Genomic DNA, 25831 nt, shown 5'->3' on the forward strand with positions numbered 1-25831 from the left:
CTCGCAACACGCGAGAGGTATGGCCTGACCAGTATGGATGTGACATTGTCGATAGGTTGTCATATGTGAACCCATTGATGCGCGTGGCCCGTATTCCTAGGCTGAACTCAGCTGAGGGGGTGGGTACGTGCTGCCCGATGGGATCGCCCTGCGTGGGCGCGATGAGCTCCTCGCCACGATCGAGGCCCGGCTCGCGACCGGTGGCGGCATAGCCCTGCACGGTCCGGCCGGCATCGGCAAGACGGCGCTGCTCGAGGCCGTGGCGGGCGCCGCCGAGGGGCGCGGCGAGCTGGTGGTCCGGTTGCGGCCCGTGCGCAGTGAGCGCTCCTTGCCGTACGCCGGCATCTCCGACCTGGTGAACCACCTGCCACCCGAGGCCGCCGCCGGCCTGCCCGCCGCCCAGCGCGCCGCCCTCGCCGCCCTCCGGCAGGGCCTGCCCCCACGCGCCGGCGGCCCCGCCCTGGCCCGCCGCCTGGTGCTGCCCCTGATGCTGGCTCACGCCGCCCGCTGCCGCCCCGTCCTGCTCGTCCTCGACGACTGCCAGTGGCTCGACGCCGAGTCAGCCGAGCTGATCGCCTTCGCCATGCGCCGCCGCCCGGGCCCCCGAGTCCGCGCCATCACCGCCCAACGCCGGCCGGCCGCCTCGCCCCCGCCACACCAGACCGCCCCCAGCCGGCCCGAACCCGCCGGGCCGCGCCAGGAGGTCCCGAGCCGGCCGGAAGCCGCCGAGCCGCACCAGATTGCCTTCGGCGGGATCGGAGCTGCTGGGCCGAGCCAGGGCGTTCCCAGCCGGCCGGCGGCCGCTGCGCTGCGTCAGGCCCTCTCCGGCCAAGCCGAAGCGGCCGGGCGGCGCCGGGCTGTTCCGGGCCGGGCCCAGGCCGCCGAGCCGGATCGGGCGGGGGCGCGCCGGGCGGAAGCGACCGGGCCGGGCCGGGCCGGGGGCACCGAGCCGGATCGGGCGGGGGCGCGCCGAGCCGAAGCCGCCGGGCCGCAGTGGGGGATGGCTGGGCAGCATCGGGCTGCTCGGCTTTGCCCGGCGCCGGTGCTGGAGTTGGCGGTGCCGCCGTTGGGGGCGGATGAGCTGACCGAGCTGTTGGAGGCGCGGGGGCTGCCCTGTCGCACGGCGAGCCGGATGCATGAAGCCAGCGCGGGGAATCCGTTCTTGGCCCTGGCGCTCGCGGGGGCTGTGGCGCCGGGGCCGGCGTGGCGGCCGGCGCCGCTGCCGGAGGCGGCGCGGGAGCTGTTGCGGGAGCGGTTGGAGACGCTGGGGGCGGAGGTGCGGCGGACGCTGCTGGTGGCGGCGCTGGCGACCGAGCCGACCGTCACGGTGTTGCTGCGGGCGGGGCGCGACGATGCCGTACGGGATCTGCGGCTGGCCGCGGCGGCCGGGGCGGTGCGGCTGGACGGTGAGGCCGTGCGGTTCACGCCGCCGTTGTTGGCGACCGTGCTGACCGAGGACGCGAGCGCGGGGGAGCGGGTCGAGGTGCACACCGCGCTGGCCGCGGGGGCGGTCGACCCGGTCGAGGCGCTGCGGCACCGGGCCCTGCGCAGCGGCCGCCCGGATGCGGCGGTCGCGCGGTCGCTGGCCGCGGCGGCCGACCAGTGTGCCGAGCGGGGCGCCGGGCGCAGCGCCGCCGAGCTCTACCTGCTGGCCGCCGATCGGTGCCCGCATCCGCAGGCCGCGCTGCGGCTGGACTGGCTGGTCGCCGCGGCCCGGACCGCCCTGACCGCGGGTGCGGCCCCGCTGGCCGGGCGGGCGGCCGAGGCGGTGATCGCCGGGGGCGCGCCGGCCGGGCACCGGGTGCGGGCCCGGGTGGTGCTGCTCGACCTGGCCGGGCAGGGGATCGCCGAGATGGGGGAGATGTTCGCGGCTGCGCTGGCCGAGGCCGGCGACGACCCGGCGCTGCTGGCCCCGGTGCGGCTGCGGCTGACCTGGGCCGCCTTCCTGACCGGGGACCCCGACGCGGCCGAGGCCGAGGCGGGGCGGGCCGTGGACGCCGCCCGCCGGGCCGGGGACCCGACCACCGAGGCGATGGCGCTGAGCATTCTGGCCCAGATCCAGCGGCTGCGCGGCGAACCCGGCTGGCCGCGGACCCTGGAGCAGGCCCTCGCCCTGCCCGCCACCCCGGCCCCGGACTGGCTGCACTACGGCCCGCGGTACATGGCGGCCCGTTTCGCCATGGTCGGCGACCGGCTCGACGAGGCCCGCGACGAGCTGCTCAAGCTGCTCGTGGTGGCCGAGCAGGACCGGATCGGCGAGGCCCGGGTCGAGGTGCTGCGCAGCCTGTCCGAGGTGGCCACCCGGGCCGGCCGGTGCCGGGAGGCGCTGCGGTACGCGCACCGGGCCGTCCGGGCCGCCCAGCACGCCGGGCTCAGCCCGGGGCCGACCTGGCACACCGCGGCCGTGGCCGAGCTGGCCGGCGGGAGCCTGGCCGCGGCCGCCGGGTTCGCGCGCCGGGGCGTGCGTGCCTCCGAACAGGAGGGTGACACGCTCTACCTGCGACGTAATCTGCATGCCCTGGGCCAGGCCGAGTTGCGGGCCGGGCAGACCCGCTCGGGGGTGGCCGCGCTGCGGCGGCTGCGGGAGCTGGAGGCCGAGTCCGGCGGGACCGACCCGATGATCGTGCGCTGGCCCGGTGATCTGGCCGGCGGGCTGGCCGCGCTGGGCGAGCACGCCGAGGCGGCGGCCATGCTGGACGAGGCGCGGGCGGCCGCGCGCCGGCTGGGCGATCACCCCGGTCTCAGCGGCTATCTGGACCGGGCCACGGCGGTCGTGCTCTCCGAGAGCGGCCAGGCCGAGTCGGCCGTACGGCTGTCGGCCGCCGCGGCCCAGCACTTCGCGCAGCTGCACCAGCCGATCGAGCAGGCCCACGCGCTGCTCGTGCAGGGCAGCGCCGAGCGGCGGCGGCGCCGCTACGCCGCGGCCCGGGTGGCCATCGGGGCCGCGCTGGCGATCTTCCTGGCGGCCGACGCCAAGCCGTGGGCCGAGCAGACCGAGCGCGCCCTGGCCCGTACGGAAAGCAACTCGGCGCCCCTGGACCTGGGCCTGACCTCGACCGAGCTGCGGATCGCGGCCCTGGTGCGCGACGGCGCGAGCAACCGGGAGATCGCCACCGCGCTGTTCCTGAGCGTCAAGACGGTCGAGGCCACGCTGACCCGCATCTACCGCAAGCTGGGCGTCCGGTCCCGTACGCAGCTGTCCTCGAGGCTGCCTCCGGTGTCCGAACTCACCTCAAACGTCTGACCAGGACATTCGGCACGCAGAGTGACCGTCGCTACAGGATTTCAGTGGCCGCGGTCACTTCCGTAGCGAACGTTTTACCTGCTTGATTTGGGTATGAAGCCTGCCCCGCGGATCGTTGTACAGGAAGGCGACGAGGCCTATCGCCATCACGATCTGTATAAGGAGTCGGCCATGCAGTTCTCGACCAAGCTTCGCGACGTTCGCACCGCCCTGGCGAACCGCCGGACGATGCGGGTCGCCCACCGCAAGCTCACCGACGAGCTCGCGTCCTTCCGTACCACCGCGGAGCGCGCCGAGCTCGACGAGCTCATCAGCCGCCACTCGGCCGCCGAGACCGAGGAGATCCGCGCGATCCTCTACCGCCAGGACCTGCACCGTCAGCAGGCCGGCGACCGTCAGACCGCCGGCCTCGGCGGTTACCTCGGCTAACTAATGAGGGCGGTCCTCCTTGACCGCCGACTTGGCCCGGATGCTGCCCGCGTGGGCTTTGGCATCCGGGTCTTTGCGTGTCTTGAGCAGACTGGCCACCGTCGTGATGGTCAGGATGACCAGGATGACGATGAGGGACACCGACGTCGAGATCTCCGGCGCCGAGTGGGTGATGTCCTCGTGCAGCCAGTGCAGCACCAGCTTGGCCCCGATGAACGCGAGGATCAGCGACAGGCCGGTGGAGAGGTAGACGAGCCGGTCGAGCAGACCCTTGACCAGGAAGAAGAGCGCGCGCAGGCCGAGCAGGGCGAACGCGTTGGCCACGAAGACGATGTACGCCTCGCTGGTCACCCCGAACACGGCCGGGATCGAGTCGAGCGCGAACAGCAGGTCGGAGCTGCCGATCGCGATGAGCACGATGAACATCGGGGTGACCACCCGCCGGCCGTCGACCCGGGTGATCATCTTCCCGCCGATGTAGTCGTCGCTCACCGGCAGCAGCCGCTTGGTCGCCTTGACCAGCGCGTTGTCCTCGACGTCGGGATCCTCGTCGCGGTGCCGGAACAGCTGGACCGCGGTGAAGATCAGGATCAGGCCGAAGATCAGGAACATGAACGAGAAGAGCGACAGCAGGGTCGCGCCGAGCGCGATGAAGATGACCCGCAGCACCAGCGCGATGATGATGCCGAAGGTCAGGACCTCCTGCTGGTATTTCTCGGGCACGGCGAAGGTGCTCATGATGATCACGAAGACGAAGAGGTTGTCGACCGACAGGCTCTTCTCGACGATGTAGCCCGCGAAGTACTGCGCGCCGAAATCCCAGCCGGCGATCATGCCGAAAACCACACCGAACGCGACCGCGACGGTGATGTAGAAGATCGACCACGCCGCCGCTTCCCGGAAGCCGACGGCGTGGGGGCGCAGGACGCCCAATGTCAGGTCGAGGGCGAGCAGGGCGACGATGACGCCGATGGTCAACGTCCAGCCGAGCGCGGTGACCTCAAGTGGCATGAGTGGGGAACCTCCGGGCGATAAGCGGGGCGGTTGCCGGTCAATCGTCCCCGCTTACCCTGGGAGATTCCTGAATAACGCGGTTTTGAGCTGCGTTTATGCGACCTGGAAAGATCGTTTGGCCAGGCCCATCCAGAAGCCGTCGATCGGCTGCTCGGGCGCCCGCTCGGGGTCGTCCGCGGCGCCCAGGGTCAGGAACATCGGCGCGAAGTGCTCGATCGTCGGGTGCGCCCACGGCATGCCGGGCGCCCGGTCGCGGAAGTCGGCCAGCTCGTCGATCGCGCCGCGGGCCAGGGTCTCGGCCGCCCAGGCGTCGAACTCGCGCGACCAGCCCGGGGCCGCCGCGTCCGGCCGGAAGTCGCGCAGGAACGGCAGGCCGTGGGTGGTGAAGCCGGAGCCGACGATCAGCACGCCCTCGTCGCGCAGCGGGGCGAGCCGGCGGCCGATCTCCAGCAGCCGGCCGGGCTCCAGGGTGGGCAGCGACATCTGCAGGACCGGGATGTCGGCGTCGGGATACATGACGGTCAGTGGCACGTACGCGCCGTGATCGAGCCCGCGGTTGGTGCGGGCCACCCGCTCGGTGTCGGGCATCAGCTTCTCGATGCGCGTGGCCAGCTCGGGCGCGCCCGGCGCGGCGTAGGTGACCTCGTAGTACTTCCGCTCGAAGCCGCCGAAGTCGTAGACCAGCGGAACCGGCTCGGTCGCTCCCAGCATGAGCGGGGCCGACTCCCAGTGGGCCGAGGCCATCAGGATCGCCTTGGGGCGGGGCAGGCCGGCGGTCAGCTCCTCCAGCTGGCTCACCCAGCGCGCGTCGTCGACCAGGGGCGGGGCGCCGTGGCTGAGGAACAGGGCGGGCATGCGGGCCATGAGTGCCTCCGTTGAAGGTTCAACTTTCGAAGTCCTACGGTACGCCGATTTACTTGTAGCGTCAACTAAACGGTTCGACATTACCGTCAGTGTTCACGCTTCGTAGGGGCGACTGTCTGTTATTGAGCAGGTGCACAAAATAACGAGGCAGTGGATCTTGGGCAAAGTCCACTTCGGTGTTCGTTAAATTCATGCGACGGGCGGTTTGCGGCACGGGCGAAATGCCTGCTCAGAGCTGTATCGAAAGCTGTCGTGGAAAGCGCAGCACATCGGACTGAAAATTAGTCTCATGAGGACATTGCGCTGGTCCGGAACCGCTGGCATGCTACCCGATGTCGTGCTGGGGGGCGCTCACCGTAACGTTCGCGTCGAGCCACCGTAGCTACTCTCGGTAGTTACCGCGCGAAGCTAACCGCAAGTCACCGCGCGTGTCAGGCGCGCGCGTGGAGAGGAGGACCGGCAGTGGCGACTTCGCCGCAGCTACCCCTCGCCGATGATCTGTTCCTTACCGCCCACGACTCGGTCAAGGGCAAGTGCCTGCTCTCCCCGGCCACCCTCGGCCTCGGCATGGCGGCCGCGCTGATCGGCGAACTGGTGCTCTGGCGCCGGCTCGACCTGATCGACGGCAAGATCCAGATCATCGACGACCGCCCCACCGGGGATCCGGCGGCCACCGCCGTCCTCGACCAGTTGCTGCGCGAGGGCCACCACCGGGCCATCCGCGACTGGATCTCATTCCTGGCCACCGGCATCGCGATCGACCTGGTCGAGCGCCGGCTGTCGCGGGCCGGCCTGGTCCAGCGCCAGGAGAAACGCGGCCTGTTCGGCAGCAAGGTGTCGTTCGTGCCGACCGACTCCATGATCGCCGGCTGGCCGGCCACCCGTATCCGTACCTTCATCGGCCGCGGCGAGATGCTCGACGTCCCCGACCTCGTCCTGGCCGGGCTCATCCTCGCCACCGGGCTCGACCAGCACGTCTTCGTCACCCTCGACGCGCGCGGCCGCAGCCAGCTCTTCGACCAGCTCAAGCGCCGCCTCCCGGCGATGCTGCACGAGCTGGTCAGCCAGACCGAGGCCGCGGTCGGCGACGCCGTCATGGCCCGCCGCGCCTGACCCCGCGAACCACCCACCCCTCTTCCCAACCCCCTCATGGAGATCCGCGTGTCCACCACCGCTACACAACCCCCTGAACAGAGCCAGCTCTCGAACGCCCTGGCGCGCGACCGGCTCGGCGTCGCCGCGGTCGTCTTCTTCGTGATGTCCGCGGCCGCGCCGCTCACCGTCGTCGCCGGCGTGGTGCCGACCGGTCTGGCCGTCACCGGCCTGACCGGCATCTCCATCGCGTTCGTGGCGGTGGCCGTGGTGCTGGCGATCTTCGCGGTCGGCTACGTCGCCATGGCCCGGCACATCGCGAACGCGGGCGCGTTCTACGCCTACATCTCCCAGGGTCTGGGCCGTCCGCTCGGCGTCGGCGCGTCCTGGGTGGCCCTGCTCGCCTACAACATGTTCCAGATCGCGTCGTACGGCGGCTTCGGCGCCATCGCGGCCCCGCTGTTCTCCGACTGGTTCGGCGTCGACATCAAGTGGTGGATCCTCGCGCTGATCTGCTGGGCCCTGACCGCCGTGCTCGGCGTGCTCGACGTCGCCGTCAACGGCAAGGTGCTGGCCACCCTGCTGGTGGCCGAGATCGTCGTGGTGATCGCGTTCAGCTTCGCCGACATCTTCTCGCCCAACTTCTCCGCCTCGTCGGCCCCGCTCGACCCGGGCACCCTGGTCGGCGCCGGCTCGGGCGCGCTGCTGGTCATGGCCGTCACCGGCTTCGTCGGCTTCGAGCAGTCCGTGGTGTTCTCCGAGGAGTCCCGCGACCCGCGGCGCACGGTCTCCCGCGCGACCTACATCTCGGTCGCCCTCATCGCCGTGCTGTACGGCTTCGCGGCCTGGGCGATGATCTCGGCCGCCGGTGGCGACGTCGTCGGCCGGGCCGGCGCCGAGGGCCCCGACCTGTTCTTCAACGTCGCCTCGGACCAGCTCGGCAGCGCCGCCCTGCACATCGGGCACGCGCTGTTCCTGACCTCGCTGATCGCCGCGATGATCTCGTTCCACAACATCATCTCGCGGTACACGTTCTCGCTCGGCCGCGAGGGCGTGCTGCCCCGCGCGTTCGGCAAGACCGTGCCCGGCACCGGCGCGCCCAAGAACGGCTCGCTGGCCCAGTCGGCCCTCGGCCTGATCGCCATCATCGTGTTCGCCGTGAACGGCTGGGACCCGCTGGTCAACATGTTCTTCTGGGGCGGCACCGCGGGTGGCCTCGGCGTGCTGCTGCTGGTCAGCATCACCTCGATCGCCGTCATCGGCTACTTCCTCAAGCACCCCGAGGGCGAGGACTTCTGGCACCGCATCGGCGCCCCGGTCATCGGCACCATCCTGCTGATCATCATGACCTACCTGGCCATCGACAACATCGCGACGCTGCTCGGCGTGGAGCCCGGCAGCACGCCCGCGGTCGTCGTGCCACTGTCGTTCGCCGTGCTGTTCGTGGCCGGGCTGATCTGGGCGCTGATCCTGCGTTCGAGCCGCCCCGAGATCTACGCCGGCATCGGGCTCGGCGCCCGCAGCGCCACCGCCCAGGGGGGTGGCGGGTTCTCCGCCGCCCTGGCCAGCACCGAGGAGAACAAGTGAGCTACGCCCCGATCCGCCCCGCCCGCGAAGACGAGATCGCGGAGGTCGGCCTCCTGATCAGCCACTCGTTCTTCGAGCTGGACGCCAACCGGTACCTCGTGCCGCCGGTGGAGGACCGGCTGCGGGTGATGGCCGACTTCTTCACGCTGTTGACCGAGAGCGCGGCCCGGGTCGACGTGATCGACAACCCGTCCGGCGTGGGCCTGGCCGCGACCGCGGTGTGGTTCGACTACACCAAGGAGTCGGCGGGGCCGGAGAACTACGAGGAGCGCCTCAAGGCGCTGGCCGGCGGCTACCACGACCGGTTCGTCGCGCTGGACGAGCTCTTCGAGAAGCACCACCCGCAGGACCCGCACTGGCACCTGGCCTTCCTCGCCGTGCACCCGGACCACCAGCACCAGGGCCTGGGCAGCGACCTCATGAAGCGCACGCACGACGAGCTCAAACAAGCCGGCGTGCCGGTCTACCTCGAGGCCACCAACCAGAACAACGTGCGGCTCTACCGCCGGACCGGCTACGTCGACATGGAGCCGTTCGAGATGCTCCTGCCCGACGGCACGCCGTTCTTCCGGATGTGGCACGCGGCCTGATCCGGCGTCACCAGTGCGGGAGCGAAGCCACCGTCCGGCTTCGCTCCCGCACTGCGGCAAAGCGAGGGCAGGCTCTACCAAGTGAAGGCGGGCCCGCGGGTCACCCCGCCGGGGATCAGCGGCCGCTGGGTGTACTGCCAGGACATCGCCACCACGACCTTCCGGCCGTCGTGCTCCGGCCGTAGGTCACCGGGCCCACAGGTGTGCCGCAGGGCGAAGTCGGTGAACATCAGGCCCTTGCAGACGTACGGGCCGGCGACCACGTCGTCGGTGTCCGCGTCGCGTACGGTCAGCTCGATGTCGGCCTGGATCCCCGGCATCGCCTCCATCTGACCGGTCACCCGGACCGAACCGCCCAGGGCGTGGCACGGCTTGGCCAGCACCGGATGGCCCAGATCCCAGCTGTACTCGTCGCCGCAGCGCCAGGGGCCGAACTGCGCCTCGGCCCGTCCGGGGCCGGCGGTCACCCCGATGCCGGTCGGGCCGACCGAGACGCGGGCGCCCGGTTGGCGTACGGCACGTGGCCCCTCGCTCGTCCCCGGCGCGGCGCTCGCCGCGACGCCACCGCTCAGCTGGCCGCCGCTCGTGCCGGCCCCGCCGCCCGAGGCGTCCTCGACGCCGCCGGTCAGCGGGGGCAGCCCGGCCACCGCGGGCGGCGCCTTCGACTTGGCCGCCGGGGCCACCCCGGCCGGTAGGCCCGAGGGGGCGACTCCGATGGCCGTCGCCGGCGGGGCGGCGGTGGCCGTGCCCGGATCGGGTGAGTTGATCAGCTGCCAGGCGTTGAACCCGCCCAGGCCGGACACCGCGGCGGCGAGCCCGATCAGGGTGACCATCAACCACGGACGCCGCCACTTCCAGGTGCGCGGCCCGTTGCGGGGCCGCTTGCGGCTGGACGCCGGCGGGCGGGCGGACGGATGCGACACGGCCCGCAGCCCCAGGCCCGTGGTGGCGGCGTCGTCGTACTCCTGGGCCTGCCCGGCCAGGGCGGGCACTCCGGCCGTCTCCCGGGCCAGCTCGCGCAACGCCACCCCCAGCTCGGCCGCGGTCGGGCGGCGGGCCGGATCCTTGGCCAGGCACCATGCGATCAGGTCCCACACCGGCGGCACGACGCCGGGCGGGCACACCGGCTGCTCGTCCAGGTGGCCCCGCAGCACCGCGATCGGCTCACCCGCGTACGGCGTGGCCCCGGTGACCAGCTCGTAGAGAACGACCCCGACGGCGTACACATCGGACGCGGGACAGGCCTCGCCCTGGATCGCCTCGGGCGCCATGTAGTGCGGCGTGCCGACGATGGCCTGCGGCGTGGTCAGCCCGGCGGTGTCGAGCACCCGGGCGATGCCGAAGTCGGTCAGGCGCACCTCGAAGCGGCCGTCGTTCTCCTGCAGCAGGATGTTGTCCGGCTTGACGTCGCGGTGCACCACCCCGAGCTCGTGGGCCTGGGTGAGCGCGGCCGCCACCTGGGCCAGCAGCTCGGCCGCGTCGGCCGGGGGCAGGGTGCCCATCGCGCGCCCGTACTGCCGCAGGCTGCCCCCGGCGACGTAGTCCATCACCAGCGCGAGCGAGCCGCCCACGCTGAACAGGTCACGGACGCCGACGATGTTCTCGTGCCGCATCATCATCAGGATCGTGCGCTCCTGCACGAACCGGATGACCAGCTTGGGCTGCCGCAGCAGGCCCTCGTGCAACAGCTTGACCGCGACGTCGGCCCCGGTGGACCGGTCGATGCCACGCCACACGGTGCCGGTGGCGCCGTGCCCGACGGGGCAGACCAGGACGTACGAGTTGCCGACACAGCGGCCGCTGAGGTCGGCGGTGGCTGCTTCGCCGGGGATGCCACCACCGGTCAGGGAGGGGGATGACTGCACCTGTCGTCGAGTCCTTCCATCGAGCGCGTCCAACGTGGCCGAACCGCGCCGATCGTCCTGATCGATGCCGGTACGGGCAACCGCTGAGCGCCCGATCTCTCACACACGGTCACTCCGGGCCGCCACCCGTCACCCCGGTGCGTAAGGTTCGTTTCTCCTTTACTCGACCCCGCGGAGAGACAGTGCCCGACCCCGATCCGATCTTCCCCGCGGTCCACGAGGCCCGCCGCTGGCTCGACCTGACCAACGGCACGCTGCCGCTCGAGCTCACCTGTCGCATCCTCAAGGTCACCGAGGAGGCCGGCGAGGCCGCCGCCGCCTGGATCGGGCTGCTGGGCCAGAACCCCCGCAAGGGCGTCACCCACACTCACGACGACGTCGCCGCCGAGCTGGCCGACGTCGCCTTCACCGCCCTGGTCGCCATCGCCAGCCTCGACCTCGACCCCCAGGAGCGCCTGACCGCCTGCGCCGCCAAGCTCCGCTCCCGCCTGGCCGCTTCACCGCCACCCGAAGCGTGGCCGCCGGTCAGCCCGCCGGTCAGCCCGCCGAGAGGTTGAGTTCGAAGCTGTAGCGGCTGGCTCGGTAGACGTGGCTGCCGTACTCCAGGGCGCGGCCGCCGGAGTCCCAGGCGGTGCGGGTCATGGTGAGCAGGGAGGCGCCGCGCTTCTCGGTGAGGGTGCGGGCCTCGGCGGCGGTGGCGGTGCGGGCGCCGATGACCTGGGTGGCTATGCGCGGGGTGAGGCCGGCCCGGCGGAGCAGCTCGTAGAGGCCGTGCTCGGCCAGGTCGTCGCGGGTCAGGCGGAGGACGTCGACCGGGATGGCGTTGTGCATCAGGGCCAAGGGCTCGCCGCCGGCGTAGCGGAGGCGTTCGATCCAGGTCACCTCGGTGCCGGGGGCCACCTCGAGGGCGGCCGCGATCGGGTCGGGGGCGGGCATGGTGCGCAGCTCGAGCACCTCGGTCTTGGGGGAGCGGTCGCCGGCCACGAGGTCGTCGTAGAGGCTGGAGAGCTCGACCGGGCGGCGGACCTTCGGGTGCACGACCTGGGTGCCGACGCCGCGTTTGCGGACGAGCATGCCCCGCTCGACCAGATATTGGATGGCGCGCCGGGTCGTCGGGCGGGAGACACCGAGGCGTTCGGCCAGGTCCACCTCGTTCTCGATGCGGGCCCCGACGCCGATCTCACCTTTCTCGATCAGCTCCTGCAAACGGCTCGCGACCTGGAAATACAGCGGCACGGGGCTGGTCCGGTCCACCTCGACCGGTCGAGTCGGTGGCGACAGGTCCATCGGCACTGGTCCCCCTCGGATCATCAGTTTGTCATGACAAAGTATTGACGTAGACCGCTCCAAGTTATTACATCGAAGGCAGCAAACCTAGCGTCGCCGAGCGGTTACCGAAGGCGATCATCTCGATCAACGCGCCGGATCCACGCACGGCACACGGCACGCTCGACCGTGCCCGAAATCTGATCATTCGCCGGAGATCGCACCCGGAGGCTTGCGCATGCCCGCGGACGAGGTACTGACGATGGGACGTATCGGCGTCGACCTTTATCCCGAACAGGCCGGTGTCTCGCTGCGTGAAGTGCGCACCTTCGCCAAGTTCCTCGGCGGCAGCGCGACCAATGTGGCCGTCGCCGCCGCCCGCTACGGGCGCCGGTCGGCGGTCATCACACGGACCGGCGACGATCCGTTCGGCGAGTTCTTGCACGATGCGCTGCGCGGCTTCCACGTGGACGACCGCTTCGTCACCCCGGTCGCCGACCTGCCGACGCCGGTGACGTTCTGCGAGATCTTCCCGCCGGACGACTTCCCGCTCTACTTCTACCGTTTCCCCAAGGCGCCCGACCTGGAGATCCACGCGTCCGAGTTGGACCTGGAGGCGATCCGGGAGGCCGACATCTTCTGGGTGACCGGCACCGGCCTGTCCCAGGAGCCGTCGCGTACGGCAACGCTGACCGCGCTCAGATACCGCGCCAAGCGGGGCATCACCGTCTTCGACCTCGACTACCGGCCGATGTTCTGGGCGTCACGGGAGGAGGCCCGCCACTGGTACACGGAGGCGCTGCCCTTCGCGACCGTCGCGGTGGGCAACCTCGACGAGGCCGAGACCGCCGTCGGCGTGCGCAAGCCGGCCGAGGCTGCAGCCGCCCTGCACGGGGCCGGCATCGAACTGGCCGTGATCAAGCAGGGCCCGGCCGGAGTGCTCGCCTCCCGCAGCGGGCCCCGCAGCGATGAGTCGGCCGACGAGCAGGTGGAGGTGCCGCCAGTCCCGGTCGAGGTGGTCAACGGGCTCGGCGCGGGGGACGCCTTCGGCGGGGCGCTGTGCCACGGCCTGCTCGCCGGATGGGAGCTCGAGGCGACGATGCGCTTCGCCAACGCCGCCGGAGCCATCGTCGCCTCGCGACTGTCCTGCGCCGACGCCATGCCCGAAGAGGACGAGGTCCGAGCCCTGATCGGAGACCGGCATGCCTGACCTGGAAAGCCTGCTCGACATCCGGACCCGCCGCCCCGCGGCCATCGCCGCCGCGGCGTCCTCGCGCCGCCGGCCGGCCGGGCTGTACGGCCCGCACGGCAAGCTGATGATCATCGCGGCCGACCACCCGGCCCGCGGGGCGCTGCGGGCCGGCGACGACCCGCTCGCCATGGCCAACCGGGTCGACCTGCTCGACCGGATCCGGACGGCGCTGGCCCGGCCCGGGGTCACCGGCGTCCTCGGCACCCCCGACATCCTGGAGGACCTGCTGCTGCTGGGCGCGCTCGACGACAAGGTCGTGATCGGCTCGATGAACCGGGGCGGGCTGGCCGGCACCAGCTTCGAGATCGACGACCGGTTCACCGCGTACGACGCGGGCAGCATCGCCGCCGCCGGATTCGAGGGCGGCAAGATGCTGCTGCGCATCGACCCCGACGACCCGGGCACGGTGGCCACCCTGCAGGCCTGCGGGAACGCGGTGAGCGCGCTCGGCGCCCGGCGCAAGATGGCCATGGTCGAGCCGTTCATCTCGCACCGCGTGGACGGCCGGGTCCGCAACGAGCTCACGGCCGAGGCGATGATCCGCGCGGTGTCGGTCGCGGCCGGGCTCGGCACGACCTCGGCCTACACGTGGCTCAAGGTGCCCGTGGTCGAGGACATGGAGCGGGTGATGGCGGCGACGACGCTGCCCGCGCTCATCCTGGGCGGGGAGGGCGAGGCCGCGTACACCGCCTGGCGCAAGGCCCTTGACCTGCCGACCGTGCAGGGGCTGGTGATCGGGCGGTCGCTGCTCTACCCGGCGAGCGGCAGCGTGGCCGACGCGGTCGACCGAGCGGTGGGTTTGTTATGAGCGACAGAGTTGGCGCGGCGGCGTTCGGCCGGAGCGAAGCGGAGGCCGGACGTCGTCCTCTTGGCGCCGCACGAGGGAGCGAATCATCATGACAGGGATGGCGCGCGTCAACCCCGTGATGCCGCGCGGCAGCACCGCCGAGAAGCCGTTCGACCTGGTCGTGACCCCGGAGAACGCGGGCTGGCGGTACAGCGGCCTACGCGTGCTCGACCTGGCCGTCGGCTCGCGGGCCAAGTTCGTCACCGGGCCGGACGAGATGCTGGTCCTGCCGCTGGCCGGTGGTTGCGACGTGACCTGCGACGACGAGCGGATGACGCTGACCGGGCGGCGCTCGGTCTTCTCCCGGGTCACCGACTTCGCGTACGTCCCGCGGGACTCGACCGTGACCGTGCGCGCGCCCAACGGCGGGCGGTTCGCGCTGCCGGCGGCGCGCGCGGCCAGGCGGCTGCCGTTCCGTTACGGGGCCGCGCAGGACGTCAAGGTCGAGCTGCGCGGGGCCGGGCAGGCCAGCCGGCAGGTCAACAACTTCTGCACGCCGGAGAACTTCGAGGCCGACCGGCTCATCGCGTGCGAGGTGATCACCCCCGGGGGCAACTGGTCGTCGTACCCGCCGCACAAGCACGACGAGGTCGGCGAGGGCGAGTCGAGCCTGGAGGAGATCTACTACTTCGAGGTGGCGGCCTCACCGGCGGGCACGTCGGGGTGCGGCTTCCAGCGGGTGTACGGGCATCCGGACCGCCCGATCGACGTCTGCGCCGAGGTGCGCTCGGGCGACGTCGTGCTGATCCCGTACGGCTGGCACGGCCCGTCGATGGCCGCGCCCGGCTACGACCTCTACTACCTCAACGTGATGGCCGGGCCCGGCGCCCGCGAGTGGCTGGTGCGCGACGACCCGGCGCACGGCTGGGTGCGCTCCTCGTGGGCCGGCGTCCCGGTCGACCCGCGCCTGCCGCTGACCTCCCACATCGAAAGGATGCGCCCGTGAGACTCACCGTCGGCCAGGCCGTCGTGCGGTTCCTGGCCAACCAGTGGACCGAGCGCGACGGCGTCGAGCAGCGCACGATCGCCGGCTGCTTGGGCATCTTCGGTCACGGCAACGTCGCCGGCATCGGGCAGGCGCTGCTGCAGGCGCAGCGGACCGGGGAGGCCGATCTTCCGTACCGCCTGGCCCGTAACGAACAAGCCATGGTGCACACGGCCGCCGGGTACGCGCGGATGAAGAACCGGCTGTCCACCCTGGCCTGCACGGCGTCGATCGGGCCGGGTTCGACGAACATGCTGACCGGGGCCGCGCTGGCCACGGTCAACCGGCTGCCGGTGCTGCTGCTGCCCTCCGACGTCTTCGCGACCCGGGCCGCCTCGCCGGTGCTGCAGGAGCTGGAGGACCCGCGCGGCTACGACGTGTCGGTCAACGACGCGTTCCGCCCGCTCTCCCGCTTCTTCGACCGTGTCTGGCGGCCCGAGCAGTTGCCCTCCGCCCTGCTGGCCGCGATGCGCGTGCTGACCGATCCGGCCGAGACCGGGGCGGTCACCCTCTGCCTGCCGCAGGACCTTCAGGCCGAGGCGTACGAATTCCCCGACGCGTTGTTCGCCAAGCGGGTGTGGCACGTGGCCCGCCCCCTCGCCGAGCCGGCCTTCGTGGAGCGGGCGGCCGAGGTGCTCCGCGCGGCCGAACGTCCCCTGATCATCGCCGGGGGCGGCGTCATCTACTCGGAGGCGTCGGCCGAGCTCGACCAGTTCGCCCGCGAGACCGGCATCCCGGTGGCCGACACCCAGGCCGGCAAGGGCGCGCTGAGCTGGGACCACCCGAACTCGGTGGGCGGGGTCGGCTCGACCGGCACCCCGGTGGCCAACCGGCTCGCCCGCGAGGCCGACGTGATCATCGGGGTGGGCACGCGCTACAGCGACTTCACGACCGCGTCCCGTACGGCGTTCCAGCACCCGGGCGTGAAGTTCATCAACATCAACGTGGCCGCGTTCGACGCCCACAAGGAGTCGGCCCACCCGATCGTGGCCGACGCTCAGGCCGGGCTGTCGGAGCTGCTCGCGGCGATGGACGGGCGGCGCTTCCCGGTCGACTACCGCGCCGGGGCCGCGCGATGGCAGGAGACGGTCGACCACGCGTACCACCTGGGACATGGACCCCTGCCCGCCCAGAGCGAGGTCATCGGGGTGGTGAACGAAGCGTGCGGAGCGCGCGACGTGGTGGTGCAGGCGGCCGGGAGCATGCCGGGTGACCTGCAACTGCTGTGGCGGGCACGCGACCCCAAGCAGTACCACGTGGAGTACGGCTACTCCTGTATGGGCTTCGAGATCGCCGGGGCGCTCGGCATCAAGCTGGCCGACCCCTCGCGCGAGGTGTACGCGCTGGTCGGCGACGGGTCGTACCTCATGATGGCGCAGGAGATCGTCACCGCCGTGGCCGAGGGCATCAAGCTGATCCTGGTCCTGGTGCAGAACCACGGCTTCGCCTCGATCGGCGCGCTGTCGGAGTCGCTCGGCTCGCAGCGGTTCGGCACCAGCTACCGGTTCCGCGGCGCCGATCAGGACTACGACGGCGGCCTCCTGCCGGTCGACCTCGCGGCCAACGCGGAGAGCCTGGGCGCCGCGGTGATCCGCTGCCGCACCATCGCCGACCTGCGCGACGGGCTCAAACGGGCCCGCGAGGCCGACCGGCTGACCGTCGTGCACATCGAGACCGACCCGCTCTCCCCGGTGCCGTCCTCCGAGTCGTGGTGGGACGTGCCCGTACCGGAAGTGTCTTTATTGGAAAGCACGCGGCAGGCACGTCTCTCGTATGACTCCGCCAAGCGTGACCAGCGGCAATACCTCTAGGAGAAAGTCATGGCAACCATCGAGCACTGGATCGACGGCGAGTTCACCGCCGGGTCCGGCGACCGGCGCGGCCGCGTCTACAACCCGGCCACCGGACAGCAGCAGCACGAGGTGGTGCTGGCCTCCGAGAGCGACGTGGACGCCGCGGTCACGGCCGCCCGCCTCGCGTTCCAGACCTGGAGCCAGGCCTCGCTGAGCAAGCGCACGAAGATCATGTTCAACTTCCGCGAGCTGGTCAACGCGAACGTCAAGCAGATCGCCGAGATCATCTCGGACGAGCACGGCAAGGTGCTCTCGGACGCGGCGGGCGAGGTGCAGCGCGGCCTCGAGGTGATCGAGTTCGCCTGCGGCATCCCCGAGCTGCTCAAGGGCTCGTACTCCGACCAGGCGTCGACCGACGTCGACGTGTTCAGCTTCCGCGAGCCGCTCGGTGTCTGCGCCGGGATCACGCCGTTCAACTTCCCGGCCATGGTCCCGATGTGGATGTACCCGGTGGCCATCGCGTGCGGCAACACCTTCGTGCTCAAGCCCAGCGAACGCGACCCGTCGGCCGCCAACTACATCGCCGGGCTGCTCAAGCAGGCCGGCCTGCCGGACGGCGTCTTCAACGTGGTGCACGGCGACAAGGTGGCGGTCGACGCGCTGCTGCACCACGCGGACGTGGCGGCGGTGTCGTTCGTCGGCTCCACCCCGATCGCCCGTTACATCCACGAGCAGGCCACCTCGCACGGCAAGCGGGTGCAGGCGCTCGGCGGGGCCAAGAACCACGCGATCATCCTGCCCGACGCCGACCTCGACTTCGCGGCCGGTCACCTGACCGCGGCGGCGTTCGGGTCGGCGGGGGAGCGGTGCATGGCGATCTCGGCCGCGGTGGCCGTGGGGGCGGCCGGGGACGCGCTGGTCGACCTGGTGACCCGCAAGGCCGGCGACGTGGTGGTCGGCTCGGGGCGCGACCCCAGGTCCGAGATGGGTCCGGTGGTGACGGCGGCGGCCAAGCAGCGGATCGAGGGGCTGATCGACAGCGGCGAGCAGCAAGGGGCCAAGGTGACGGTGGACGGCCGGGGGCTGCAAGTGCCGGGGTTCGAGGACGGGTTCTTCGTGGGGCCGACAGTGCTCGATCAAGTGACGCCGGCGATGGACGTCTACACCGAGGAGATCTTCGGGCCGGTGCTGTCGGTGGTCCGGGCGGACACGGTGGACGCGGCGATCGATCTGATCAACAGCAATCCGTACGGCAACGGCACGGCGATCTTCACCAACAGCGGGGAGGCGGCGCGGCGGTTCCAGCGCGGTGTGCGGGTCGGGATGATCGGGATCAACGTGCCGATTCCGGTGCCGATGGCCTACTACTCGTTCGGGGGGTGGAAGGCGTCGCTCTTCGGCGACAAGCACATCCACGGGCCCGAGGGCGTCTCTTTCTATACCCGCGGCAAGGTCGTCACTTCTCGATGGCCGCACGTGTCCGCTTCTTCCGAGGCGTCCTTGCATTTCCCCACGGCTAGCTGACTGGAGTTCGCTCATGGAGATTCGTCACCTGCAACTCGGTAGCTGCCCGGACTCGTGGGGCGTCTGGTTCGCCGACGATCCTCAGCAGACGCCGTGGAATCGCTTCCTCGACGAGATGGCTGCTGCCGGCTATCAGTGGCTCGAGCTCGGGCCGTACGGGTATCTGCCCACCGACCCTTCGCAGTTGCGCGACGCGGTTGCCGCCCGGGGACTTTCGATCGCCGGCGGGACGGTGGCCGGAGTGGGCGGGCCGCACAAGGACTTCGACGCTGTGCTGGCCGAGACGCGCAAGGTCGCTGAGCTGACCGCCGCGGTGGGCGCGCGGAATGTCGTGTTCGTGCCCGTGCCCGGCTATCGGGATGATGCCACCGGCGCTTATCTGGAGGCTTCCTCGCTGGGTGATGACGCCTGGCCGGACTTGATCCGGAACAGCAACACCCTTGGTCAGGTCCTGCTCGAGGAGTACGGCCTTCACATGCGCTTCCACCCGCATGCGGATTACCAAGTGGAGACTCAGCAGCAGGTCGAGCGTTTCCTCGATGAGACTGATCCGCGCTTCGTCTCGCTCTGCCTCGACACCGGTCACCTCGCGTACCGCCGAGCCGACGTGCCGGGGATCATCCGGAAATATCCGGAACGAATTGGATACGTACACATCAAGCAGATGGACCCGGCCATCGCGGCCCGGGCCGTCGCCGAGGATCTGGCCTTCGGCCAGGCGGTGGCGATGGGCGCGAGCGTCGAGCCACCGGCCGGCGAGCCGGACGTCCCCTCCGTGCTCGACGCGCTCACCGAGCTCGACGCCGAGATCTTCGTCGTCGTCGAGCAGGACATGTACCCGGTCGACTTCGACGTCCCGCTGCCGATCGCGCAGCGGACCCGCGCCTATCTCAACTCCCGCGGCCTCACGTCCCGTCCCTTAGGAGAACAGATATGACCGCTCGGACACGTACCTTCCGAATCGCCGCGGTCGGCGTGGCGGTAGTCCTCGCCGCCACGGCATGCAGCGGCGGTGGCCGTGAGAAGACCGAAGAGAGCGACACCGGCGGGGGCAATGCCGCCGGCAGCTCGGGTTACACGATCGCCTTCATCACCCATGAGACCCCCGGCGACACGTTCTGGGACAAGGTGAAGAACGGCGCCAACCAGGCCGCCAAGGACACCGGGGTCACGCTGAAGTACTCCAACGACCCCGAGGCGCCCAAGCAGGCCGTGCTGATCCAGAACGCGGTCGACTCCAAGGTCGACGGCATCGCGACCACCCTGGTCACCCCGGACGCGCTGGCCGGCGCGGTCAAGGCGGCCACCGACGCCAAGATCCCGGTGGTCGGCTTCAACTCCGGCATCGGCGACTACCAGCGGCTCGGCGCGCTGATGTACTTCGGCTCGGACGAGACCCTGGCGGGCACCGAGGCCGGCAAGAAGCTGGCCGCCCAGGGCGTCAAGCACCCGCTCTGCGTCATCCAGCAGACCGGCTCGGTCGCCCTCGAGGCGCGCTGCGCGGGCGTGAAGAGCTCCGTCCCCGGCACCGAGAACATCCAGGTCAACGGCGCGGACGACGCCGCCGTGACCTCGACCCTGCAGGCCAAGCTGGCCCAGGACAAGTCGATCGACGCCATCGTCACCCTCGGCGCCCCGCAGGCCCTCGACGCGATCAAGGCCAAGGAGCAGTCGAGCAGCCAGGCCAAGCTGGTCACCTTCGACCTCAACGAGCAGGCCGCCACCGAGATCAAGAACGGCAACATCGTCTTCTCGATCGACCAGCAGCCGTACGTGCAGGGTTACATGGCCGTCACCTCGCTCTACCTGAACATCAAGAACGGCAACGACATCGGCGGCGGCAAGGCCGTGCTGACCGGCCCGTCCTTCGTGGACTCGGCCAACATCGACAAGATCCTGCCCTTCACCAAGAACAACACACGGTAGGCGGAGGCTCGTCATGACCCAGACAGTCGCTCCGGCGCCCTCGTCCCACTCGGCCGAGCGGGTCCGGCCCGCCCTGGCCAGCCGGCTCATGGCGCGGCCCGAGATCGGCGCCCTCGTCGCGGCGATCATCATCTTCATCTTCTTCCTGGCCCTGGCGCCCTCGTTCCGTTCGGCCGAGTCGTTCTTCACCGTGCTCTACCAGTCGTCGGTGATCGGCATCGTCGCCGTCGGCGTCGGCCTGCTGATGATCGGCGGCGAGTTCGACCTGTCGGCCGGTGTCATCGTCTACACCGCCGGCCTGGCCACCTCGATGTTCTGCTGGTACTACGGCGTCAACCTGTGGATCGGCGCGATCCTGTCGCTGGCCTTCTGCCTGGCCATCGGTTTCCTCAACGGCTATCTGGTGATGAAGACCGGCATCCCCAGCTTCCTGATCACGCTGGGCACGTTCTTCGTGCTGCAGGGGGCCAACCTCGGCGTCACCAAACTGGTCACCGGCACCGTGTCGACCCCGGACATCAGCAACATCGACGGCTTCGACTCGCTCGGCAAGATCTTCGCCTCCAGCTTCAAGATCGGGTCGGTGACGGTCTGGACGTCGGTGCTCTGGTGGATCCTGTTCGTGGCGCTGGCCGCGTGGACGCTGCAGCGGACCCGGGTCGGCAACTGGATCTTCGCGGTCGGTGGCAACCCGGACAGCGCGCGCGCCGTCGGTGTGCCGGTCGTCCGTACGAAGATCGGCCTGTTCATGGTGGTGTCGTTCCTCGGCTGGTTCGTCGGGATGCACCAACTCTTCCGGTTCAACACGCTGCAGGCCGGCGGCGGCGTCGGCAACGAGTTCCTCTACATCATCGCCGCGGTGGTGGGCGGCACGCTGCTCACCGGCGGCTTCGGCAACGCGATCGGCGTCGCCATCGGCGCCTTCATCTTCGGCATGACCAGCCTCGGCATCATCTACGCGGGCTGGGATCCGAACTGGTTCAAGGCCTTCCTCGGCGTCATGCTCCTGCTCGCCGTGCTGGTCAACCTGTACGTGAAACGGATGTCCACACGGAGAAAGGTGGGCTGAGCGATGACCGACACATTGGCCGAGCACGCCGATCGGGGACTCCACCGCGGCGAGCCGCTCGTCGAGATGGAGGAGGTCGGCAAGTCCTACGGCGCCATCCGGGCCCTGCGCGGCATCAACCTGCGGGTCAACGCGGGCGAGGTGACCTGCGTGCTCGGCGACAACGGGGCCGGCAAGTCCACCCTGATCAAAATCATCTCCGGCCTGCACCCGCACAACGAGGGCAGCCTGCGCGTGGACGGCAAGGAGGTCAAGTTCGGCTCGCCGCGCGAGGCGCTGGCCCACGGCATCGCCACGGTCTACCAGGACCTCGCGGTGGTCGGGCTGATGGAGGTGTGGCGCAACTTCTTCCTCGGCTCCGAGCTCACGGCCGGCAAGTACCCGCTGGCCGGGCTCAAGGTGAAGCAGATGCGCGAGGTCGCCGACGCCGAGCTGCGCAAGATGGGCATCGTCGTCAAGGACATCAACCAACCCATCGGTACGCTCTCCGGCGGTCAGCGTCAGTGCGTGGCGATCGCGCGAGCCGTGTACTTCGGGGCGCGGGTGCTGATCCTCGACGAGCCGACGGCGGCGCTGGGCGTCAAACAGTCCGGTGTGGTTCTCAAATACGTCGCGGCCGCGCGCGACGCGGGCCTGGGGGTCGTCTTCATCACCCACAACCCGCACCACGCGTACATGGTCGGCGACCACTTCGTGATCCTCAAGCTGGGCGCGACCACCCTGGACAAGACCCGCAAAGAGGTCGGCCTCGACGAGCTGACCCAGCAGATGGCCGGCGGCGACGAGCTCGCCGAGCTGTCGCACGAGCTGAAACGCTGAGGGGAATCGGCATGCTGAAGGTCGGAGTCATCGGCACCGGAATGATCGGGCAGGACCACATCCGCCGGATGACCTCGGTGCTGGCCGGCGTGGAGGTGACCGCGGTGTCGGACGTCGACACCGCGGTGGCCGCCTCGGTCGGCGCCCGCATCGGCGCTGCCGTCTTCCCCACGGGCGAGGACGTGATCGCCGACCCCTCGGTCGAGGCGGTCGTGGTGTGCTCGTGGGGCCCCACCCACGAGCAGTACGTCATGGCGGCGATCGCGGCCGGCAAACCCGTGTTCTGCGAGAAACCGCTGGCCACCACCCAGGAGTCGTGCCTGCGCATCGTCGAGGCCGAGGCCGCCCTCGGCCGGCGACTCGTGCAGGTCGGATACATGCGCCGGTATGACGCGGAGTACCGGGCGCTGAAGGCGACCCTGCCCGTCATCGGCGCGCCGCTGATGATGCACTGCGCGCACCGCAACGCGAGCGTGCCGGCCTTCTACGAGAAAGAAATGGCGATCACCGACACCGCGGTGCACGAGATCGACATGGTGCGCTGGCTGTTCGGGGAGGAGGTGGCGGCGGTACGCGTCCTCGTGCCGCGCCGCAGCTCCAACGGCGGGACGTTGCAGGATCCGCTGTTCCTGCTGATGGAGATGGGCAGCGGCGTCCTGGTCGACGTGGAGATCTCGGTGAACATCCGCTACGGCTACGACATCCGCGGCGAGGTGGTCGGCGAGAACGGCACAGCCGCGCTGGGCAACGCCAGCCTGGTGACGGTCCGGCACGGCGGGACACGGTCGGACCCCGTGCCGTCGGATTGGCGGGAACGCTTCCTGCGCGCGTACGACGTCGAATTCCAGGAGTGGATCGACTCGCTGTCGGCGGGCGGGCAGCCCGTCGGCCCGAGCGCCTGGGACGGCTACGCGGCCGCCGTCGTGTCCGACGCCGGGGTGGAGGCCTTGCGGAACGGGTCACGGGTGCCGGTGGTCCTGGCCGAGAAGCCCAAGCTGTACGCGACGGAGGTGGCGGCATGAAGATCGCGCTCGACCCGTACATGCTGCGGAAGGTCCCGCTGCTGGAGCTGCCCCGGGTGGTGGCCGACCTCGGCTACCACCACATCGAGATGTCGCCGCGGGACGACTTCCTGCCCTTCTTCGTGCACCCGCGCGTGGACAAATCCGGCGTGCTGGCTTTCAAGCGCGCGCTGGCCGCCGCTGACGTTTCGGTGGCGTCCGTCTTGCCGCTCTACCGGTGGTCCGGGCCGTCCGAGGACGAACGCCAGGCGGCCGTACGCTACTGGAAGCGGGCCATCGAGATCACCGTGGACCTCGGCGTCGACGTGATGAACTCCGAGCTCAACGGCCGCCCGTCACTGCCCGACGAGTGCGAGGCCCAGTTCTGGCGGTCCATGGAGGAACTGCTGCCGATCTTCGAGCGGGAAGGTGTACGGCTGGTGCTCGAACCCCACCCGGACGACTTCATCGAGGACGGGCTGGCCGCGGTGAACCTGATCCGCGGCATCAACTCGGAGCTGGTGTCGTTCCTCTACTGCGCCCCGCACACCTTCCACCAGGGCGGCGACCTGGCCGCCATCATGCGCCACGCCGGCCCGCTGCTCACCCAGTTGCACATCGCCGACTCGTTCGACTTCCGCGGCTCGTCCGGCCTGCGCTACATCGTCAACCCACCCGGCTCGACGGCCCGCATCCACCAGCACCTGGACATCGGTCAAGGTGAGGTCGACTGGGACACCTTCTTCCGCACCCTCCACGAACTCGACTTCGACGGCATCGCCACCGTCTGCGTCTTCGCCTGGGAGGAACGGGCGGAGGACAGCGCCCGCTACAACCTGAGCCAGATCAGCCAGTACCTGCAGAAGACCAGCCCGCAGTAATCCCCGCCGCCACCCCCGCAACATCAACGGCAGCGTCGGTGCGGACCCGCAGAACCGTCCCCACCCCCAGCGGCTCCGCCCCGGCGCTCCACTCCGCCCAGTGCTCAGCCAGCCGCCGAGCATCCTCGTAATACGCCGGCCGCCGCCGAGCCGCACACCGCCGCCGAGCCACCTCACTCGGCACCTCACACCAGACCTCGACGACCGCCCCGGCCCCACACTGCCGAAGCCCAGCCTCCACATAGGCCAGATCCCGCGGCTTGAACCACCAGGACTCCAGCACGACGCCGCCGTCGTGCGCCGCCGCCCGCTCCCACATCAGCCGGGAAGCCCGCACGCCCAGATCCGCGACCCCACCCCCACCGCCGGCCAGCTCATCCTTGACCGCGTCCTTGGAAATCAGCGGAAGTCCCATGACCCCCGCCAGCCCCCCAGAGAGAGTCGTCTTCCCAGCCCCCGGCAGCCCATTGACCAGAACAACTGCCTTACCTGTCACCCTCACCCTCACCCGCTTCCCTGCCACCCTCGCCCTGTTTTCCGCCGGCCCGCGCCTTCCCGCCTCGGCCTCAGCGGTCTCTGCGCCTTCCCGCGTCGGCCCGAGCCTTCGGCGTCAGTTGAACAGCGTGGCGTAGCGCTCGAGATAGAGCGGCCACCCCTGGTCGTTGCGGAGGGCGCTGCTGATGGACTCCCATCCGGGTCCGTGCCGGTCGATGTTGCGGTGCTCGAGCTCGACGCGCGTCTGACCGGGCCCCTCGGCGATGAAGCGGACCTCGACCTCGCTGGCATTGGCGACATCATTCTCGAGCGTCCACTGCGGACCGATGTCCCAGCTGAAGACGACCCGGTTCGGCGGCTCGAAGGCAAGAATCCGCGCCCACCGGCACTCCGAGCCATCCTCGGCCCGGTCGTAGATGTTGCCCCCCACCCGCGGCTCGAACACCGTCTCGACAATGGGCGAGCTCATCAGATTGTGCTCCCGCGGCTTGAAGTCCCCGAACCGCGCCGTGAACACCTCGAACGCCCGCTCAACCCCCGCCTTGACCACGACTTGCCGCAGAACCGTAGGCGCCGAAGTCTCCGTCATGGTTCCTCCTCCTCATCGGCCGCCTGCTCGGCGGTCTCCTGATAACCCCGAAGCGCCCGCCCCCAAAAGGCATCCAGCTGGTCGCGCATCGCCGCCACCCCCGCCGGATTGAGCCGATAGACCCGCCGCGTCCCGCTGGCCTGGTCGTCCACCAGCCCCGCCTCCTTCAGCACCTTGAGATGCTGCGACACCGCAGGCCGGCTGACCGGCAACTCCCGAGCCAGCTCACCCACAGCCCGTGGCCGTTCCGCCAGGCAGGCCACAATCGCACGCCGAGTCGGATCCCCCAGAACCTCCCACCCATCCGCACCTTGGTAAGCAGCCACGAACCGTAAGCTACGACTTACCGATGCGCGAGTCAACCCTCAAGCGAAGCACCCCACCGCCGCGTCCCCGCGCCCACGCCCTCACGCCCGCGCTGGAGCGCCCACGCCCCAGCCCCGCGCCCAAGCCCTCACGCCCGCGCTGGAGCGCCCACGCCCCAGCCCTGCGCCCAAGCCCTCGCGTCAGAGCGCCAGCGCTCGGCTCCGGCTCCGCGCCCGCCTCCGCGCCGCGCCCAGCTCCGCGCCCGCGGTCAGCCCCAAGCCCGCGCCCAGCTCCGGGCCCCGCGCCCAGCTCCGGGCCCCGCGCCCAGCTCCGGGCCCCGCGCCCAGCTCCGGGCCCCGCGCCCAGCTCCGGGCCCCGCGCCCAGCTCCGGGC

24 protein-coding genes are annotated in these 25831 nt (G+C 70.7%); 17 read left to right on the forward strand and 7 right to left on the reverse strand.

Features of this window, described 5'->3' with window-relative positions:
• Positions 1-127 precede the first annotated feature (127 nt).
• Positions 128-3244 carry an AAA family ATPase gene (locus AB0J66_RS48115; RefSeq protein ID WP_364675778.1) on the forward strand — a complete coding sequence of 1039 codons (3117 nt, stop codon included), beginning with the start codon at positions 128-130 and terminating at the stop codon, positions 3242-3244.
• A gap of 171 nt (positions 3245-3415) precedes the next feature.
• Entirely contained in the window at positions 3416-3673 is a 258-nt protein-coding gene (locus tag AB0J66_RS48120; RefSeq protein WP_364675780.1) for a hypothetical protein, read from the forward strand.
• On the opposite strand, the gene AB0J66_RS48125 is transcribed toward AB0J66_RS48120, so the two are convergent.
• A complete protein-coding gene (locus AB0J66_RS48125) occupies positions 3674-4684 on the reverse strand; it encodes a TerC family protein (RefSeq protein ID WP_364675783.1) in 1011 nt (336 codons plus the stop codon).
• Between the two features lie 96 nt (positions 4685-4780).
• Entirely contained in the window at positions 4781-5551 is a 771-nt protein-coding gene (locus AB0J66_RS48130) for a class III extradiol ring-cleavage dioxygenase (protein ID WP_364675786.1), read from the reverse strand.
• Positions 5552-6013: 462 nt separating this feature from the next.
• On the opposite strand from AB0J66_RS48130, the gene AB0J66_RS48135 reads away from it, so the two are divergent.
• The 3 genes from AB0J66_RS48135 to AB0J66_RS48145 are packed head-to-tail and all read left to right on the forward strand — an operon-like array spanning position 6014 to position 8820.
• Entirely contained in the window at positions 6014-6664 is a 651-nt protein-coding gene (locus AB0J66_RS48135) for a GPP34 family phosphoprotein (RefSeq protein WP_364675788.1), read from the forward strand.
• Between the two features lie 48 nt (positions 6665-6712).
• Positions 6713-8230 carry an APC family permease gene (locus AB0J66_RS48140; protein ID WP_364675790.1) on the forward strand — a complete coding sequence of 506 codons (1518 nt, stop codon included), beginning with the start codon at positions 6713-6715 and terminating at the stop codon, positions 8228-8230.
• The gene (locus AB0J66_RS48145; RefSeq protein ID WP_364675793.1) at positions 8227-8820 is read left to right on the forward strand and encodes a GNAT family N-acetyltransferase; all 594 of its coding nucleotides are present in this window, start codon (positions 8227-8229) and stop codon (positions 8818-8820) included. The genes AB0J66_RS48140 and AB0J66_RS48145 overlap by 4 nt, the downstream gene beginning before the upstream one ends.
• 74 nt (positions 8821-8894) lie before the next feature.
• Here the strand turns inward: AB0J66_RS48145 and AB0J66_RS48150 are convergent, their stop codons facing one another.
• Positions 8895-10685, reverse strand: coding sequence for a serine/threonine-protein kinase (locus tag AB0J66_RS48150; RefSeq protein WP_364675796.1), 1791 nt, complete (start codon positions 10683-10685; stop codon positions 8895-8897).
• Positions 10686-10867: 182 nt separating this feature from the next.
• Between AB0J66_RS48150 and AB0J66_RS48155 the strand changes: the two genes are divergently transcribed.
• Complete coding sequence (locus tag AB0J66_RS48155; protein WP_364675798.1) at positions 10868-11242, forward strand: hypothetical protein; 375 nt, start codon at positions 10868-10870, stop codon at positions 11240-11242.
• Here AB0J66_RS48155 and AB0J66_RS48160 read toward each other — a convergent pair.
• Entirely contained in the window at positions 11223-11972 is a 750-nt protein-coding gene (locus tag AB0J66_RS48160) for a GntR family transcriptional regulator (protein WP_364675800.1), read from the reverse strand. The genes AB0J66_RS48155 and AB0J66_RS48160 overlap by 20 nt on opposite strands.
• 241 nt (positions 11973-12213) lie before the next feature.
• Here AB0J66_RS48160 and iolC point away from each other — a divergent pair, with 241 nt between their 5' ends.
• The 11 genes from iolC to AB0J66_RS48215 all read left to right on the forward strand — a co-directional run bounded on the left by iolC (position 12214) and on the right by AB0J66_RS48215 (position 24048).
• Entirely contained in the window at positions 12214-13161 is a 948-nt protein-coding gene (gene iolC, locus AB0J66_RS48165; protein ID WP_364675803.1) for a 5-dehydro-2-deoxygluconokinase, read from the forward strand.
• Entirely contained in the window at positions 13154-14011 is an 858-nt protein-coding gene (locus AB0J66_RS48170) for an aldolase (protein WP_364675804.1), read from the forward strand. The genes iolC and AB0J66_RS48170 overlap by 8 nt, the downstream gene beginning before the upstream one ends.
• 97 nt (positions 14012-14108) lie before the next feature.
• Positions 14109-14996: a 5-deoxy-glucuronate isomerase gene (iolB, locus tag AB0J66_RS48175; RefSeq protein ID WP_364675807.1), complete on the forward strand. Its 888-nt coding sequence runs from the start codon at positions 14109-14111 to the stop codon at positions 14994-14996.
• Positions 14993-16846, forward strand: a complete 1854-nt coding sequence (gene iolD, locus AB0J66_RS48180; RefSeq protein WP_364675810.1) for a 3D-(3,5/4)-trihydroxycyclohexane-1,2-dione acylhydrolase (decyclizing) — start codon at positions 14993-14995, stop codon at positions 16844-16846. Before iolB ends, iolD begins: the two co-directional genes overlap by 4 nt.
• Positions 16847-16855: 9 nt before the next feature.
• Positions 16856-18352: a CoA-acylating methylmalonate-semialdehyde dehydrogenase gene (locus tag AB0J66_RS48185; protein ID WP_364675813.1), complete on the forward strand. Its 1497-nt coding sequence runs from the start codon at positions 16856-16858 to the stop codon at positions 18350-18352.
• 13 nt (positions 18353-18365) lie between these two features.
• Entirely contained in the window at positions 18366-19289 is a 924-nt protein-coding gene (locus tag AB0J66_RS48190) for a TIM barrel protein (protein WP_364675816.1), read from the forward strand.
• On the forward strand, positions 19286-20278 hold the full coding sequence (locus tag AB0J66_RS48195) for a sugar ABC transporter substrate-binding protein (RefSeq protein WP_364675819.1): 993 nt from the start codon (positions 19286-19288) through the stop codon (positions 20276-20278). Before AB0J66_RS48190 ends, AB0J66_RS48195 begins: the two co-directional genes overlap by 4 nt.
• A gap of 13 nt (positions 20279-20291) precedes the next feature.
• Positions 20292-21347, forward strand: a complete 1056-nt coding sequence (locus tag AB0J66_RS48200) for an ABC transporter permease (protein WP_364675821.1) — start codon at positions 20292-20294, stop codon at positions 21345-21347.
• A gap of 3 nt (positions 21348-21350) precedes the next feature.
• Complete coding sequence (locus AB0J66_RS48205; RefSeq protein ID WP_364675823.1) at positions 21351-22166, forward strand: ATP-binding cassette domain-containing protein; 816 nt, start codon at positions 21351-21353, stop codon at positions 22164-22166.
• Positions 22167-22177: 11 nt separating this feature from the next.
• Positions 22178-23188 carry a Gfo/Idh/MocA family oxidoreductase gene (locus tag AB0J66_RS48210; RefSeq protein ID WP_364675826.1) on the forward strand — a complete coding sequence of 337 codons (1011 nt, stop codon included), beginning with the start codon at positions 22178-22180 and terminating at the stop codon, positions 23186-23188.
• Positions 23185-24048, forward strand: a complete 864-nt coding sequence (locus tag AB0J66_RS48215; RefSeq protein WP_364675829.1) for a sugar phosphate isomerase/epimerase — start codon at positions 23185-23187, stop codon at positions 24046-24048. The genes AB0J66_RS48210 and AB0J66_RS48215 overlap by 4 nt, the downstream gene beginning before the upstream one ends.
• Here the strand turns inward: AB0J66_RS48215 and AB0J66_RS48220 are convergent.
• The 3 genes from AB0J66_RS48220 to AB0J66_RS48230 form a co-directional block, all read right to left on the reverse strand.
• Positions 24014-24571, reverse strand: coding sequence for an AAA family ATPase (locus AB0J66_RS48220; protein ID WP_364675831.1), 558 nt, complete (start codon positions 24569-24571; stop codon positions 24014-24016). The genes AB0J66_RS48215 and AB0J66_RS48220 overlap by 35 nt on opposite strands.
• An 87-nt stretch (positions 24572-24658) precedes the next feature.
• Complete coding sequence (locus AB0J66_RS48225) at positions 24659-25132, reverse strand: SRPBCC family protein (protein WP_364675834.1); 474 nt, start codon at positions 25130-25132, stop codon at positions 24659-24661.
• Positions 25129-25458, reverse strand: coding sequence for a metalloregulator ArsR/SmtB family transcription factor (locus AB0J66_RS48230; RefSeq protein ID WP_364675835.1), 330 nt, complete (start codon positions 25456-25458; stop codon positions 25129-25131). Before AB0J66_RS48230 ends, AB0J66_RS48225 begins: the two co-directional genes overlap by 4 nt.
• Positions 25459-25831 lie beyond the last annotated feature (373 nt).

The sequence above is a fragment of the Actinoplanes sp. NPDC049598 genome (assembly GCF_040675435.1).
Lineage (GTDB): Bacteria > Actinomycetota > Actinomycetes > Mycobacteriales > Micromonosporaceae > Actinoplanes.